Consider the following 14748-nt stretch of genomic DNA (forward strand, 5'->3'; position numbering starts at 1 on the left):
CGGATGCTTGGCGGTATCGAGGCCGCCCGGGGGCCGGTCAGCGGCGGCGCTTGTTCGGGGACGTGAGCAGCGAGCGGACGACGACGGCGCAGACGGCGACCGAAGCCGCGGTGACGGCGGTCGCGAGCAGCATCGAGACCAGGACCGTGCCGACGACCAGCACCACGGCGGTGCCGGCGCCGACGACGGCGAGGACGCTGCCGGGGGTGAGCTGGACGGCGGGCCGGGTGGTCGGGACGACCGGGGCCGCCATGGCAGGGGCCATGGTCTGCGGCGCGGGCTCCACGGTGGTCGGCTGGACGACGGCGGGCGGCGCAGTGACGCCGACCGGGGTCGGCATGGTGGGGATCTTGGGGCGGAGCATGGGTGGTTCTCCTTTCCGGACGGGTCGGATTCGTACGGGTCGGGTCACTCGGAGACGGCGGCGTCGATGACAGGGGCCAGGAGGCTGTCGGCGAGGAGGAAGCCGCCGAGGAGGAGCACGGCGACGAGCCACCAGGGCGGGCGGATCAGCTTGATGCCGAGGGCGCCGACGACGAGGAGGGTGAACCAGAGCGGGACGTCCACGGACGGTCTCCGTTCAGTCGGTGGGGCGGCAGCGGTGGGTGCGGGCGGCGAGCTGGGCGGCCGAGGAGCTGGAGTAGTCGGCGGACCAGCCGCAGCGGTCGGCGGTGCAGACGGCGGCGTACTTGGTGCGGCCGTGGCGGTCGCGGTGGGTGCCGATCTGCACGGGGCCGATGCGCATCAGGGAGTGGAAGTGGTCGCGGGCGGACATGCCGTTCTCCTTCCGAGTCAGGCGAGTTGGGCGGCGATGGCGCTGGCCATGGGCGCGGGGACGCCGAGGCGGGCGCGGAGGGTGTCGGTGTCGATGGGGGAGCCGGTACGGGCGTGGTGGTCGGCGGCGACCTTGCGAGCGTGCTCGACGAGCGCGGCCGGGACGGCGGGAGCGGGGTCGGGCTCAGGGGCCGGAAGGGCGGGTACGTCGACCGGCTCGCTCTCCACCTGAGTCACGGGCCCGGCGTCTCCTCTGTCCTCCGGCTCGGGTACGTCCTCCGGCTCCGTAGGTTCCGGAGTGACGGCCGGGGCAGGGGCAGGCGCGGAGTGGGCAAGGAGCGTCCCCCCGAGGAAGGCGACCGCGGGCCATCCGGCGACGCCGAAGCGCAGCCAGGCGGGCGGGTCGGCGAGGTCGAGGAAGCCGGCGGTGGCGACGTTGGCGCCGAGCGAGGCGAAGAGCGAGACCAGGAACCAGCACCAGGCGAGGCGGGACGAGCCGTCCGCGCGGAGCCGGCGCCAGGCGGCGACCAGGAGGAGGTCGACGGAGACGGGGTAGGCCCACGCCTTCCATCCGGTCTGTCCGGCAGCGGCGGCCAGGTCGTGCAGGTGGGCGAAGGACAGCGCACCTGCGATCAGGGCTTGGACCAGCACGGCGTCGACGCGGAGCTTGCTGGTCATGACGGCACCTCCTTGGTGGGCGTTTCGGGCATGGCGGGGGTAGGGACGTGGCGCGAGGAGGCCGCGCCGGCCAGGAAAACGGGAAGCCTCAGGGAGTGGCCGGGGCTGCCGGGGCGGGAATGGCCACGGGCACGGCGGGCAAGGCAAGGACCGGCCGGAACGCGTCCAGAGCGGGCAGGTCCGGGGTCAGGTGGGCGTGCTTGTTGCAGGCGTCCACGGCGGCGCGGAGCGAGGTGTGCGGCGTCCGGATGCGGGACCAGCCGCCCGACGCGTCGCCGGTGATGGCGAGGCCGGGAGCGGAGACGGGAATCTGGACGGTGGCGAGGACGGCGTCCGGCGCGATGTCGCCGAAGGCCATGTTGGCGCTGGTCTCGTCGTTGACGCGGTGGGCGGTACGGACGCTTAGCTGGGCGCGGAGCATGGTGATGCCCTTGCCGAGTTCGGAGCCGAAGCGCTGTCCGCAGATCTCCAGGTAGATGCCGGCGGCGCGGCCGAGCTGGGCGAGCCGGGCGAGGGCGGTGATGATCCGGTCGCGCCGCTTCTCCTCGTCCTTCGTGGCGAAGAGCGCGAGTTCGGCGACCTCGTCCACGAGGAGGACGATGGGAACGGGGCGGAGGTGGTCGGGGAGGTCCCAGATGTCGGCGGCGATGTCGGCGTCCGGGGTGTCGGCGGTGATGCGCTGTTCGGCGCGGATGAGTTGGTAGACGTCCTCCATGTGCGAGATGAGGGCATCGAGCAGGTCGGCGGCGGTGTCGGGGTTGTCGGCCAGCGCGGAGAACCGCCGGGCCAGAGGGAACAGCTCCACCCCCTGCTTGCAGTCGATCCCCACCAAGGCAACTTCTTGAGCGGCGAGTTCGGCCACCAGGTTCCGCTGGTAGACCGACTTCCCCGACTTGGTGGCTCCGATGGTGAGGGCGTGAGGGGTGGTCCGGTAGTCGCGGTAGTGGACGTCCCCGTCCTCGCGGAGGGCGACCGGAACCCGCATGGTCGAGCGCTCGGCCCGCGCCGGCATCTGAACCCGCCGGAGCACGTCGTACCCGGTCATCCGAAGTTCGACCACGCCGGAGCGGATCTCCCGCGAGGTGACCCCGAACATGCCGAACGAGTGCCGGAGCCGGTCGCACGAGGCCGCCACGTCGAAGGCGTCCTGTCCGGGCCGGAGCCCCAGCCGTAAGACGAGTCCGGTACGGGTGGGCCGGAGCCGCAGGATGCGCGGCGCCCGCGGTTCGGGGACGGGTCGGTTCGCCATCCGGGCGATGGCGAGGCGCCAGCGGGGCGGCGGAACGGTGAGCCCGCAGGCGTCCATGACCGCCCGGTACCGGCCGAGGACCCGGCACGTGGCGAACGTGACGCCGAAGGAGAGCCAGTACCAGGCGGGCCGCCGCCACCGCAGGAGACCCGCGAGGACGGCGACCAGCACCACGGCGGCGATCAACCACCGCATGATCAGGCGGCCTTCGGCATCGAGGCGCCGGCGGCGAGCGAGGTGACGGCAACGGCCCGGAAGGCGATGCCGTGCCGCCGCTGCCCGTTGAACTCGCTCTCCCAGGGCCGGGCGACGAGCCCCGTGATCGCCACGGGGGTCCCCATGGTCAGGTCAGCGGAGACGCCGGTCTCCGGGACGGTCACGCTCAGGATCTCCACCTCGCCGTTGGCCGCGAACATGACGTCCACGGTCGACAGCGCGGCCCCGGTCTCGGCGTCCATGGCGCGCTCGCCGGTACGGCGGTCCTTCACCTTGGGCTGCGGGGGCTGGGCCACCATCACGGCGGCGGCGGAGGTGTCGACGGGAATCTGACGCACGAAGATCACTCCTCTAGAAGTCCTGAACTCCTCCACTCATGTACATGAGTGACATGAAGAAGAGTGCATCACTCCTATACATGAGTCAACCCGCCCGGACGAAGAAGTCCGAGCGGGCTGGAAGGAGTTGACCGCGCGTCAGTCTGCGGCGGGGATCCGGTACTCGAAGACGAACTGGTCAGCGGCCATGAGGGTGTCGCAGACCTCGACCACCCGCCCGGTCTTGGTGACGGCGTTCCGCAGCAGGTGAACGACAGGAGCACCAGGACTCAGCGCCAGCTCGGACGCCTCAGCCTTCGACGCCGGCCGGGCCTGGAGCGTCTCCACGAACTCCTCGAAGACGTGCCCGTCGTCCTCAAGGCGGGCGTAGATCCCCCCGGGCCCGGGGTTCTCGGAGAACAGCTCGGGGATGTCCTTCACGACGTCCCACGGCAGGTACGACGAAGCGGTCTCGACGGGCGTCCCGTTCCGGAAGTACAACCGCCGTCGGGCCAGCACCTGAGCCCCGGGCTCGACCCCCAGCCGGGCGGCGACCTCCCCGGAAGCCTCCAAGGGCCCGATGAACAGCACGCTCACCTTGGCGGTGGCCCCGGACTGGGCCGACTCGGCCAGATAGGCAGCCTTACCGCCCCGCCGATGGGACGCCCGGAACCGATCCGACGACCGCAGCCGCACGGGCGGCCGGTCCTTCACGATCGACCCCTTCCCGTGCCGCGTCTCCACGAGCCCACTGGCCCGCACCTCGACCATGGCCTTCCGAATGGTCCCGCCGGCGACGCCGTACCGCTCGACAAGCTCGGACTCGCTCGGCACCAGGTCGCCAGGCTTGAGAACGCCGGCCCGGATCTGCTCCACGATCTCGTCGGCGATCTGGACGTACCGGGGTACCGCCCTGCCACCCCCTGCAGTCGTACCCATAGTCCTCTTCACTCTCCTATGCTCCTGTACATGAGTAACAGCGCCCAGAAGACGACGTCAACGCCACTGCACTCCGTGTCCGTCGCGGGCGCAGTCGTACGCGAAGACGGCCGCCTCCTGGCGATCCGCCGAGCCGACAACGGCACCTGGGAACTCCCGGGCGGCGTCCTCGAACTCGCCGAGTCTCCCGAAGCCGGCGTGACCCGCGAGGTCTGGGAGGAGACAGGTATCCGGGTAGAGGTGGAAGAGCTGACCGGCGTCTACAAGAACACCACCCGAGGCGTCGTGGCCCTGGTCTTCCGCTGCAAGCCCGCCGGCGGCGAGGAACGAACCTCCGCCGAGTCGACCGCGGTCGAGTGGCTCACCCCGGAAGAGATCACCGCCCGCATGACCGAGGTCTACGCGATCCGCCTCCTCGACGCCCTGGACGACAAGGGCCCACACGTCCGCAGCCACGACGGCCGCCACCTGCTGAAGAAGCCCGCATGACGAAGCCGAAGCCGCTGCACGAGTTCGAGAACGTCGACGACGTCTTGGAGCAGGTCCGCCTCCGCTCAGGCATGTGGCTCCCGGGTGGTTCTCTGGCCCACCTGGACTCCATGCTCATCGGCTACCGAGTGGCCATGGCCGTGCACAACGTAGAAGAGGACTTCCCCTTCTGGACCCCCGGTGAGGACTCCCCCTTCGACCGCTGGCTGAACAAGTGCTCCGGCGCTGCGAGCTCCCTGCGTTGGTCCACACGAATCGAGCGCGAAGCCGAAGCGATCGGCACCCCACCCATTGAGCTGTTCTTCACCTTGCTCGACCAGTTCCGAGCCGAGCACCAGCAGCGGGCGCGGTAAGAGTTTCCCTACTTCATCAAGGCACCCGCCGCGCACGGCGCGGCGCGCGCGGCCCGTCGCCCGGGCCTGCGCTCCTGTCTACGCCCCGCTCCAGCCCGGCCGCCGTCCGCACGCCTGACAGCTCGGGTTGATGGGCGGGAAGAACCACAGCGCGGCCGAGGCAAGTACGTGACGTACCGGCTAGGACGATGCCTCCGGCGGGGGTGCTCAGGCTCCGGGATGGGAGGGGGCGCGTGCGTCTGCCGGCAGCGTCGTAGGGAAGGTGTGGGCTCCCATCCCGTCTGCCATCGACCCAGGCAGAGCCGAGCAGACACGGGGCCTGGCGTCCAGGTCGTTCGTACAGTGGCGCGCTCCACCTGGACGCCAGGCCCCGCGCCCGCTCCACGGTGTGTGGGTCGACGGCAGACGGGATGGGAGCTGGGCGGGTTTTGGGCGAGGGAGAGCCCGGTGGCCCGCTATGCCGTCTTATGCGGGATCGTCTCCCTTTTTCTTTAGCTGGTATGCGTATCCGCGACCAGCTGTTCCGGGTTTATGCTCGATTTCGCCCGCCTCAATGAGAGTCTCGAAGATTTTCTTCATTTTACTCTCACTGCCGATCCCGGTCAATTTACGAGCCTGCTCGTTCTTGATGGAATCATTGTCGTTCAGGTACTCCACCACCTGCTGGGCAGGGGAAGCGAGACTTTCATGTCGAACGGTTACCAGGACTGAATTAACGCTTTCAGTGATGGTTGGGGAGCGAAGGTTCAGCTTCTTCATCGACTCGAAGGCCGTGTTGAGGCCCTCACCCACATCCTTATTCGGTGGATTCGGGAATCGATTCAGATGGCGAACGAGGTACGGGTTCCTGCTGAGGCGTTCGTCGAGAATGTTGCTGGTTGTAATGTGGCCAGGAAGTCGTCCGGGACTCTGGATCTCAATTCGATTCTCGAAGATTCGAATGTGGATGTCATCTGTTACCGAGTAGTCCCGGTGAAGTACTGCGTTAGTGATGATCTCGTGGAGTGCCTCATGGGGATACTTGACGTTGCGAAGGCCGTCTTCATCGAGGTATGCCGCCGCAGATACGACCTGGACAGTCTTGTCGACAGCGTCGTAGATCTGTTTGTAGAGGGCTCCCTCGATGGTCACGGGGTCCTCGACAAGCCGATCCCTGGACTGCTCCTCACTGCTGTACCGGTAGATCTTGATCCCACACCGTTTTGGAAGACACGCTTGAGGCTCGTCAGCAAAGAGGAGCGCGGCGGCCACAACCGGATGTCCCGAGACGAGGAGGTGTTGCTTTCTCAGGTAGGTTTCTGGTTCTGAGACTGGCACCGCACTGAGGAGGTACTCGATGATCGCTTCCGAGTTTGTTACGACGTCTACGCCGATTGGCAGTGTCTCGGACTCGAACGATTCGAGGCCCTTTTGCCGGCGGAGCGCTGTAAGGGACTCTTCCGAAACTACCGGGACGTTCTGAGCGCTGAGGCGCTTATAGATCTTCCCATCGGCAGTCTTTCGAATGGATCGAGATTTTCTTGCGTTGATGTGCAGGACGTAACCGGGAAGTTGGTCGGCGAAAAGGAACTCTCCTTCGAGGTCTGTCCCGAAAGGGGAGACTTCTTCCAATGCGTGGACAAGCTGATTTGCGTCTTCTGGGTCCCCGAATCCATCCCAGTGGAATCCAGATGCGGTCTCGGTTATGCCGATATAAAGATCTCCACCGTCTGCATTGCAGAAGGCGGACACTGCCCGAGCTACCTTCGCCGGTGCGATCCGCTTGTCTTTGAAGTCGATGAAGTGCCCCTCTTGGCGCTCAAGGAGCGTTTCTACCTGCTCTGTCGAAATCTGCACCGTCTCGAACAAAACCCCCCCTTTTCGGGTTAGTCGCGACTTCCGTGGAACGTTCGAGGTCACGCACTCTCGGAGCTCCATGCTGTGTGGGTCACTAACTCTATGTGTCGACGCGTGGTCGAGGGGCTAGTTCGTGCTGCCAGGGCTCCGCTTCGGGCGAGCGTGCTGGGCCATCTGTGGGCCGTGCGAGGGGATCAGGAGTGACCGAAGGCGACCAACAGTGACAGGTCAGCCATGAGGGTGATCCGGGAACGCACAGGTCAGCGGACCCCTCACCTACTGGTTCGCACCCCGGGGGAGGCGGTCAGGCAAGATTGGGTGTTTCCGTCGCTTCGCAGAAGGTTCGGGCTCGTCAGCCTCTGGGCCACGCATCCGCCGGCGCGGGTAGGTCAAGGGCAGCAGCCGGGACGTGCGCGCCGAGCAGCGGAGGAAGAGCGTTGCCAATGTGCTCAGCCGCGTCGCGCCCTGCCCATGGAAAGCTACGGGGGAAGGTCTGCAGCTGGCCCGCTTCGTCGTGGGTCAGGCGTGGTAGCTCAGCACCACCAGGCGCTACGAGTCGGAGGCGTCTGACCTTGCCCGTGACAGTTGACACAGGCTCATCAGATGCTCGGCGCCCACGCGCCCTGGGGTCGACGTCAGTGCCGTAGTTGCTGATCACCTCGAAGGGGTGTGAGCGGCCCAGGGCTTCTCCCATGCTCACCCACGGCAGCAACAGGGAATCTTCCCCGTGGTGCCCCTTCCAGAAAGACCGATGAGTCGGTGGCGGCAGCGCAGCCTTCCCGTCTCGTCGGGCGATCCCGCCCTAGGTCGGACCAAGAACCAGGGCAAGAAGTAATGCCGAAGAGATCCGCACCATGAGGCACTTGGCTCACGCCGAGAGGTCACAGCGAACCACCAGGGTGGACCAGTGCAGGCTTGGCATCCAGACCCAGCGCAGCGGCGAGTACGTGTTCGGCCAAGCGCAGCGGCATTGCGTTGCCTATCTGTTGGAACACGTCTCTCCCGAACCATGGGTGGTCAAGTGGGAACCCCTGAAGGCGGCCTGCCTCGTAAGCGGTTAGTCGAGGCAGGTCGGTGCCATTCATTGTCAAGACCCGGTTGCGGCCTACTTTACCTGTGACTGTGAAAGCCGGCTGATCGGAGAGACGCCTACCGCGAGCCGCTGGATTCCCACTGGAGCCGTAGTTGGAGACCAAGACGAAAGGAGTTTCACGCTCCAACACCTCGCCCATAGACACCCATGGCGACAGTCCTGGGGTGTCCATAGTGTCGGACAGATCCTTGCGATACCGCTGGTGCGTCGGCTGAGGGAGTACTGCCACTCCGTGACTGCGTGCGATCAGCACTGCGCGGGATCGGGTCTGCGGCACGCCGAACTCCTCAGCACGTAGTACTCCGTGCACGACCGAGTAACCCTCAGCGCGCAGCGCTTTCCCCACAGCCTCCCAGACCGGCAAAACGGCCGGCACCTGCTCCAGCACGATTGCTTCATATGGACGGTTGGCATCCACAGCAGCCAGGGCCCAACGCAGTGGTTCCAATACCAAGGCCGTCCGCTCGTCTTCCATTGCGGCTAGACATGTTGAGACGTCCTCCCGGTTCGTCATACGTTGCAGAAAGTGCTGCACACTCTCTAGCGCACGTCGTCCAGCCCCGTGACCAGCGACGGAGAAAGTCTGGCAAGGTGGCCCGCCGGCTAGGACGTTGGCGTCTGGGAAGTCGGCCGGGGAGAACTCCCGCACGTCCCCTTCCACAGTTGCCAGCCCTGAAGCTCGCCGGGTGGCGCAGGCGCCTTTATCCCATTCGATACCGACTGAGGGAACTCCCAAGTTGCCCGCGGCTAGATCCAGGCCGCCAACTCCGGCAAACAGGTCTATCAATCTGAAATCGGCCACAATCCCCCACTTTCGAATGGCTAAGCATGCCACGGAGATGGTAGTAGGTTCGGATCATCTTCGTGTGCTTCACATTTCACGGGAATCAGGCAGACTCTGCTTCTGGCCACAGGCGCCAAACCCAGGGCCGAGCTTGCGAGCGCAACGTATGATCCACGGGTGACTACAGAAAAACTAGGAAAAATCCTCAGCTCCGTGGCGAAAAGAATGCGTGCCGACTTCGAGCAGTCTCAGAACTTTAACCATAACGGCGAGGCCGGAACGTCGCGCGAAGTGCTCATCCATCAGTTTCTTTCCGGGTACTTACCTACGCATGTCGAAGCAGTGCATAATGCAGAGGTCATCGCCGCGAATGGTGACGTGTCTCCGCAAGCCGACATCGTCCTTATCGATCGCGGAACGCCGCCGTTTACCACCCTCCAGGGATTCCGCATCATCCCCAACGAATGCGTATACGGCGTGGTCGAAGTCAAGACCAAGCTTGACGGGACCCAACTCCTAGACGCCTGCAGTAAGATCAGCCGGATGCGCAGGATGCCCAAGTCGGCGTACCGCCCGATCGCCGGCGTGATTCCTCGTTCCACCAAGGCATACGGCGAGACTCACGACTTCTTCCCGACGTCGGGCATGATCGTGGCATTCGACAGCCTCAAACTTGAGACTATCGGAGCTCATCTTGTGGACTGGTGCCGGGCCCGTAACCCCGTTGAGTGGCCGGACAGCGTGTGGGTCGCAGGCAAAGGGCATCTTCAATGGGGAGACCCCCGTACGGGCTCGCTCTTCAGGTCTCCGCACGCGGGAGCTTCGCTCTACCAGATCGATGCCGAACCCGAGCAAGACATCCTGCTTCCGCTGGCCCTTCACCTCAATATTCACTTCTCTGATGCTTGGATGAATCCGCTCGACCTCGTCCCCTATTCGGGAACTACGCCATTGGGGCAGATTTCAAAGCGTTGGACGGTTTAAGGGGATCAGCATAAGTTCCTCTCTGTTCTAAAGGGGTGCGAACAGAGAGGAACTTGTGCGCGCGGCCAATCTAGGGAACGACCGATCCAACGAAATGGCCGGCGTCAGATCGATACACCACCTCGACGTCATAGCGATCAAGCAGTGCGTACATGTCAGGTGCGGGAGCCGATGGCAACAGGATGACGCGCTTAGGCTCGCCCTGATGAACAGGTGTCTTGACGTAGCGGCTGTAGTCCAGGATCTGCCCGAGAGCCATCCGGATGTCCTCTCGGGAGTTCGAGCCCTTCGCCTCGTACAGAACGTGATCTGTTGCGTCGTACAGGTCAGTGCGAAGCGTTGAAGTGAGGCCCTTCACCTTGATCTGGAACGCACCGGTCTGGTGTCCAGCAGACTCCAAGTGGGCCTTGTAGGCCTGCGTCAGCTCAGCCTCGTGCCGGACGGCGACCGTAGCAGCCGTGGCGGCACGAATGCTCAGCTTGGTACCGAAAGTCTCAGGGACCACGAAGGTCCCGCTGGTTTCCGTGTTGGGGGCGGGCCTCCGCCCAGCGGTCTTCTTGCGGACGCGCTGCTTAGGGAGCGGCAGGGCGCCGGTGGTTGCCGGTTCGGACTGGAACATCGCTGCGGTGACGGGTTGGAAGGGAACGAGCTCAGCTGTGGTCTCGGCGGCGGCAGGGATCACGTCTTGCGCGGCGTGCTGGACAGCACCTTCGGGGCGGAGCCGGAACACGATGACGCTGCGTTCCTGACCGTCCTCGCCATGCACTCGACGCCAGACGTACGGCTGCATGCCGTCCAGGGTGAACATCCCCAGATACCGGTGGGTCTTTGTGTCACTCCCGGGCACCTTGCCTACGCGCGTGAACACGCGAAGTACACGGTCCTGCTCTGCGTGTCGCAGGATCGCCCGGTTCCCTGAGCCAGCAACTCCATCGAAGGTCTGATCGCCTGACTTGCCTGCACCGGTGTACTCGAAAACCGGCCCCAACTCGTCTTCCTCAGCCAACCAGCCGTCGTAGTAGCCGGCTTTCTCGCCCACATCCGGGTCCGAGTAGAGGTTGACGCTGTGCATGTCGTCTGAGGGGCAGATCCCTCCCTGAGGGCTTCCACCAAACGCAGCACGGATCTCGGTGCGCGTACGCACGTCGCCGGGGTTGATCACTTCAACGCTAGCGGTCATGCCTGGACCCTAGATCACGGCGCTGACAGTCGTCGTTGCGTACCTGGTTCCACGATGTCCCGGACTGTCGCCCATCAGCGCACCTGCTTCTTGCCAACCCGCTTCAGCCGTCGCCCTAATCACTGGGCAGCGGTCTGCCGACGGGCCGACACCACGTCGTGAACGCGCGCGGCGACTGCATCCGGTGCCTCGTGTTCCCAGAAGCGCAAGACCACCCAGCCCAAGGCGCTCAGGTGCTCCGTGGTCTCCTGATTGCGCATCACATTGCGCTCCAACTTCGCCCGCCACCAATCGGCGTTCGACTTCGGGCTGGTCGCGTGGATAGGGCAACCGTGCCAGAAGCATCCGTCAAGAAGTACGGCGATCTTATGTCTGGTGAAGGCGATGTCGATGCTTCGCCGAGACAGGCCAGGCACCGGGACGTGGACTCGGTAGCGTAGTCCTGCCTGGTGAAGGATCCGCCGAACGGCAAGCTCTGGAGATGTATCACGGCAACGCTGCCGACTCATGCGAGTGGCAATGGCGCTAGACGGGGACAAGGGGGAGGCCATGGCCTCAGTTTTCCCCACATCGGCACTAGCTAGAACTCAGAGCAAGCAGGGCTCCAGCAGGGCGGCGTGGGCCATCCGTGGACAAGTGCCGCTCAGCTGGGTGCAAGCATCGCGTCAAACAGCAGCGCTGTCTGATGGGCAAGATCTCTCCGAGGTCGTATGCAGAGAAGCCCCGGACTTGGGTCCGGGGCTTCGACTCGTTGGCGGTGCGTAGCTGCTAACCGAAGGCCGCCGCGGGCAGCCGAGGGCCTGCATCTCCTCCCTCGCGTGCGGCAGAGTTCGGCCTAGGGAGACGGTGGCCGCGACTTACGGCCACGCGGAGTGTGTCCCGCAAGGCTTCCGTGAGATCCACCGCCAGGAGGCGGAGTTCCGTCGGCCCGGACTCCGCATCGGCGATTACCTCCTTGGCGTGTTCCAGGAGCGCCTGTCCGACGTCGAGTTGGGCGGCTTCCGTAGTGTCGGCCAGGCGGGACAGGCGGCTGCTATCGTCGTCAGTGCTCAGGTAGCAGGGTTTACCATCCGGCCCCGACCACGGGAGGAGGCGGAGCTCGCTGTGGGCTTTCATCCTTCCGTCTTCCTCTCTTCGATCGTGTGGTGAGTGGTGAAGAGCGCTTCGGTGCGGTCACCAGGGAGCGTTAGGCGAGCCACCTCGATCACACGGCCTGTGATGTCGGCAGACACTCGCGTGATTGCGAGCACGGCGAGCGTCGTGCTGAGCCGGAGGGTGGAGGCCTCTTCTGGGGTGGGGAGCCGGGCGGCGACCACTTCTCGGGTCTTCGCCTGTCTGGCGCGAGGCCACGGCAGTTCGGCCGGCTCCAGATCGCGCGGGACGTAGATGCGGGCCATGCTGTGCGGCCTCTCTCCCTGGTGGGTGAGGCAGAGGAACTCTGTCAGTGGGGTGTGCGAGGGGACCTTGAGTAGGGAGGTGAGGTCTCCGCGCGCCCGGAGGTTGGTGGTGCGGATCGTGACGTGGAGGTCTACGTCCGGGGTGAGGTGGCCTTCCGCGTATGTGAGTCTGCGGAGGGGGTGGCGGACGTAGTTGCCCTTGCCGTGGATTTTGTCGATCAGGCCCTCGGCCTGGAGGAGTGCAAGGGCGTTACGCAGGGTTGGGGTGCTCACCTTGTACTGGGCGGCGAGCCTCGGTTCCGAGGGGAGGCGGGCGCCAGCCTGCAGATGGCCGGCGGTGATTTGGGTCCGGAGGTCGGCGGCGATGGTGTCGCGGAGAGACGGCATGGCGGTCACCACCTTCTGAGCACTCGTACGGCGATCAGGCGCGTACGGGTGTGCATCGTCAGGAGTTCGCCCGATTCGAAAAGGAGGCGCTTGGCACCGCCGGGCAGTTGGCGGAGGTCGGCCACTCGGCACGGTTGGCCGCCGATCTGAATCACGTCGCCGCGCTGCACCGTGGTCGTGGTGATCTCGACCGGCGAGGCAAGTGCACCGCCCGAGGGATAGCCGTTCATGAGGCCGCCTCTGGTGACGTGGTCGCGGAGTGGCAGGGGCAGGCGCACGCTTCGTAGACGACGGGGATGTCGATTGGTGCCGTCGCCGGGGAGGAGTGCGCGCACTCGTGGTGGGTGCCGATCTGGCAGGCGCTGGACCGATAGGGCGTGGTCGCCGCCGAGGGGATGCGGATCATCCGTGGGCCTCCGCCGGCACGAACCAGGTGTGGGCGAGGAAGTGGGGCGGAATCGGGGCCGAGTTCTGTCGGGTGCGGTCTTCGCCGACCAGGACGTACGGGCGGACGAGGGCCGTCTCTTCGCCCAGGAGGAAGTTTGTGCGGTCTCCGAGCTGTCGGAGCAACAGCGTCAGTTCGTCGGGCGGTTTGGGGAGAGCGAGCGTCGGGCGGGTCGACGTTAAGGGCTCCCAGTGCCGGGTCCTTTGGGCGTACCGCTCTCTGGTGCGCCTGTTGGCGCGGCGGATACGGTTGAACATGCTGATCAGCTCCTATCGCTGATGGCCAGGTCCCCGGACATCGCCCGTCGCGGGGACGGCTTTGTTCACGGCGGCCCATAGGGTGCGGCCGCCCAGGCTGGTGGCCAGGAGACCGAATCGGTCCGCCGCAGCCACGACTTCCAGGACCTCCTGCCATGTCTCGGCGGAGAGGGATTCCGGTAGCTCCGCTTCGATCGACGTGTGCCGCGGGTGCCCTTCCACGCGTGTGGTGAGCCCGACCGCTGACAACCGGGCAGCCAAGGCCTCCGCGCTTACTTCTGGAGCAGGCACAGGGCAGCCTCCGTCACCGGCGATCACTTTGAGTGAAGCTAGTTAACTAGATTAGAGCTAGTGGACTAGATTTTCCATATGCCTGAGCAGCCGCCTTACCTCCGTATCGCCGACGAACTGCGGCGGCGGATCGCGGAGCACGAGTGGACTCCTGGAGACCGGCTGCCCTCTCGGGCCCAGATCGGCCAGGAGTGCGGGGTGGGCGAGAACGTCGTTCGCCGGGCCCAGGAGCTGTTGATCTCCCAGGGTGTGCTGGAGGGGCGGGCCGGGTCTGGGACCTACGTGGCCGAGCCTCGGCGGCGGGTGCGGATGGTTCGGTCTGCGGCGCGCGAGCAGCCGGACGGGTCGCCGTTCCGGGCCGACATGAAGGCCGTGGGGCGGAATGGCGGCTGGGAGAGCCGCACCGATGCGAAGGTGCCCGCACCGGCGGAGATCGCTGCGCGGCTCGGGATCGGTGAGGGGGAGCTGTGCGTCCGGACCGTGTATGAGTTCCTCGCCGACGGTCGGCCTGTGCAGTTGTCGACGAGCTGGGAGCCGTACGACCTGACCGGCGGGACTCTTGTCGTTCTGCCCGAAGGCGGGCCGCACGCCGGGGCCGGCGTCGTGAACCGGATGGCCGAGATCGGCGTCACCGTCAGCCATGCCGTCGAGCAGCCCGAGCCGCGGCAGGCCACCGCCGAGGAAGCCTCACTTCTCGGGATCCAGAAGGCCGCGCTCGTCACGCATATCCGGCGGACGTACTACAGCGACCAGGGCCGGCCCGTGGAGACGGCGGACATCGTCGTGCCCGCTGCGCTGTGCGAGATCGTCTACGAGATCCCGATCAATCGCTGACGGAGCACTACGCAAGGGGGAGTCATGGAGTCGCTCGGTTTTGCCATCGGCGGTCTGATCTGGGGCGCACCTGTTGTCGCTCTCGTGATGCTGGTGGTTGTGGCCGTCGCGGTCGGCCGATGGCGGCGAAAGGCCATGGCGGCCCTGGAGGGCGGGGAGCGGTCGGCGGACGGGCAGTACGCATCCGGTCGGACGGTCGGCATGGCGGAAGAGGTCTGAGCCCATTTCCCGGGGCGTGTGCTGTC

At 65.8% G+C, this 14748-nt stretch carries 21 protein-coding genes; 5 read left to right on the plus strand and 16 right to left on the minus strand.

All coding sequences use genetic code 11. From position 1 onward, the window contains the following. Nucleotides 1–37 precede the first annotated feature (37 nt). The 7 genes from IE245_RS31200 to IE245_RS31230 all read right to left on the minus strand — a co-directional run bounded on the left by IE245_RS31200 (nucleotide 38) and on the right by IE245_RS31230 (nucleotide 4173). Nucleotides 38–364, minus strand: a complete 327-nt coding sequence (locus tag IE245_RS31200; protein WP_189953715.1) for a SpdD-like protein — start codon at nucleotides 362–364, stop codon at nucleotides 38–40. A 44-nt stretch (nucleotides 365–408) separates the two neighbouring features. Further along, nucleotides 409–567 carry a hypothetical protein gene (locus IE245_RS31205; RefSeq protein ID WP_107063396.1) on the minus strand — a complete coding sequence of 53 codons (159 nt, stop codon included), beginning with the start codon at nucleotides 565–567 and terminating at the stop codon, nucleotides 409–411. A gap of 13 nt (nucleotides 568–580) precedes the next feature. Then, nucleotides 581–775 (minus strand): mobile element transfer protein, encoded by a 195-nt coding sequence (locus IE245_RS31210; protein WP_043231506.1) that lies wholly within the window; start codon nucleotides 773–775, stop codon nucleotides 581–583. 17 nt (nucleotides 776–792) lie between these two features. Next, nucleotides 793–1452, minus strand: coding sequence for a DUF2637 domain-containing protein (locus IE245_RS31215; protein WP_189953717.1), 660 nt, complete (start codon nucleotides 1450–1452; stop codon nucleotides 793–795). Nucleotides 1453–1540: 88 nt separating this feature from the next. Next, nucleotides 1541–2896 carry an FtsK/SpoIIIE domain-containing protein gene (locus tag IE245_RS31220; RefSeq protein ID WP_189953719.1) on the minus strand — a complete coding sequence of 452 codons (1356 nt, stop codon included), beginning with the start codon at nucleotides 2894–2896 and terminating at the stop codon, nucleotides 1541–1543. 2 nt (nucleotides 2897–2898) lie between these two features. Further along, entirely contained in the window at nucleotides 2899–3255 is a 357-nt protein-coding gene (locus IE245_RS31225) for an SCO3933 family regulatory protein (protein ID WP_189953721.1), read from the minus strand. 138 nt (nucleotides 3256–3393) lie between these two features. Further along, nucleotides 3394–4173 carry a GntR family transcriptional regulator gene (locus IE245_RS31230; protein WP_189953723.1) on the minus strand — a complete coding sequence of 260 codons (780 nt, stop codon included), beginning with the start codon at nucleotides 4171–4173 and terminating at the stop codon, nucleotides 3394–3396. A gap of 18 nt (nucleotides 4174–4191) precedes the next feature. Here IE245_RS31230 and IE245_RS31235 point away from each other — a divergent pair, with 18 nt between their 5' ends. Together IE245_RS31235 and IE245_RS31240 are read left to right on the plus strand one after the other, a co-directional pair. After that, nucleotides 4192–4662: an NUDIX hydrolase gene (locus IE245_RS31235; RefSeq protein ID WP_189953726.1), complete on the plus strand. Its 471-nt coding sequence runs from the start codon at nucleotides 4192–4194 to the stop codon at nucleotides 4660–4662. Beyond that, nucleotides 4659–5015, plus strand: a complete 357-nt coding sequence (locus IE245_RS31240; protein WP_189953728.1) for a hypothetical protein — start codon at nucleotides 4659–4661, stop codon at nucleotides 5013–5015. Before IE245_RS31235 ends, IE245_RS31240 begins: the two co-directional genes overlap by 4 nt. A 465-nt stretch (nucleotides 5016–5480) precedes the next feature. Here IE245_RS31240 and IE245_RS31245 read toward each other — a convergent pair whose 3' ends face one another. Further along, the gene (locus IE245_RS31245) at nucleotides 5481–6863 is read right to left on the minus strand and encodes an RNA/DNA-binding domain-containing protein (RefSeq protein WP_229851744.1); all 1383 of its coding nucleotides are present in this window, start codon (nucleotides 6861–6863) and stop codon (nucleotides 5481–5483) included. Nucleotides 6864–7732: 869 nt separating this feature from the next. Beyond that, on the minus strand, nucleotides 7733–8779 hold the full coding sequence (locus IE245_RS31250; RefSeq protein ID WP_308436641.1) for a DNA cytosine methyltransferase: 1047 nt from the start codon (nucleotides 8777–8779) through the stop codon (nucleotides 7733–7735). Between the two features lie 126 nt (nucleotides 8780–8905). On the opposite strand from IE245_RS31250, the gene IE245_RS31255 reads away from it, so the two are divergent. Beyond that, nucleotides 8906–9712, plus strand: coding sequence for a DUF6602 domain-containing protein (locus IE245_RS31255; RefSeq protein WP_189953733.1), 807 nt, complete (start codon nucleotides 8906–8908; stop codon nucleotides 9710–9712). A 70-nt stretch (nucleotides 9713–9782) separates the two neighbouring features. Here IE245_RS31255 and IE245_RS31260 read toward each other — a convergent pair whose 3' ends face one another. The 7 genes from IE245_RS31260 to IE245_RS37390 form a co-directional block, all read right to left on the minus strand. Continuing rightward, nucleotides 9783–10892 (minus strand): SRA domain-containing endonuclease, encoded by a 1110-nt coding sequence (locus IE245_RS31260; protein WP_189953735.1) that lies wholly within the window; start codon nucleotides 10890–10892, stop codon nucleotides 9783–9785. A 119-nt stretch (nucleotides 10893–11011) separates the two neighbouring features. Beyond that, entirely contained in the window at nucleotides 11012–11401 is a 390-nt protein-coding gene (locus IE245_RS31265) for a very short patch repair endonuclease (RefSeq protein WP_189953738.1), read from the minus strand. 259 nt (nucleotides 11402–11660) lie between these two features. Further along, on the minus strand, nucleotides 11661–12008 hold the full coding sequence (locus IE245_RS37385; RefSeq protein ID WP_229851747.1) for a hypothetical protein: 348 nt from the start codon (nucleotides 12006–12008) through the stop codon (nucleotides 11661–11663). After that, the gene (locus tag IE245_RS31270; protein ID WP_189953740.1) at nucleotides 12005–12676 is read right to left on the minus strand and encodes a GntR family transcriptional regulator; all 672 of its coding nucleotides are present in this window, start codon (nucleotides 12674–12676) and stop codon (nucleotides 12005–12007) included. The genes IE245_RS37385 and IE245_RS31270 overlap by 4 nt, the downstream gene beginning before the upstream one ends. A 5-nt stretch (nucleotides 12677–12681) precedes the next feature. Continuing rightward, nucleotides 12682–12906: a hypothetical protein gene (locus tag IE245_RS31275; protein ID WP_189953742.1), complete on the minus strand. Its 225-nt coding sequence runs from the start codon at nucleotides 12904–12906 to the stop codon at nucleotides 12682–12684. Between the two features lie 172 nt (nucleotides 12907–13078). Then, complete coding sequence (locus tag IE245_RS31280; RefSeq protein WP_189953744.1) at nucleotides 13079–13378, minus strand: hypothetical protein; 300 nt, start codon at nucleotides 13376–13378, stop codon at nucleotides 13079–13081. 12 nt (nucleotides 13379–13390) lie between these two features. Then, nucleotides 13391–13669 (minus strand): hypothetical protein, encoded by a 279-nt coding sequence (locus tag IE245_RS37390; RefSeq protein ID WP_229851754.1) that lies wholly within the window; start codon nucleotides 13667–13669, stop codon nucleotides 13391–13393. A 78-nt stretch (nucleotides 13670–13747) separates the two neighbouring features. On the opposite strand from IE245_RS37390, the gene IE245_RS31285 reads away from it, so the two are divergent. Beyond that, complete coding sequence (locus IE245_RS31285) at nucleotides 13748–14503, plus strand: GntR family transcriptional regulator (protein ID WP_189953746.1); 756 nt, start codon at nucleotides 13748–13750, stop codon at nucleotides 14501–14503. A gap of 24 nt (nucleotides 14504–14527) precedes the next feature. Next, nucleotides 14528–14722: a hypothetical protein gene (locus tag IE245_RS31290; protein WP_189953748.1), complete on the plus strand. Its 195-nt coding sequence runs from the start codon at nucleotides 14528–14530 to the stop codon at nucleotides 14720–14722. Nucleotides 14723–14748 lie beyond the last annotated feature (26 nt).

This window comes from Streptomyces roseolus, assembly GCF_014649855.1.
Classification (GTDB): Bacteria; Actinomycetota; Actinomycetes; order Streptomycetales; family Streptomycetaceae; genus Streptomyces; species Streptomyces roseolus.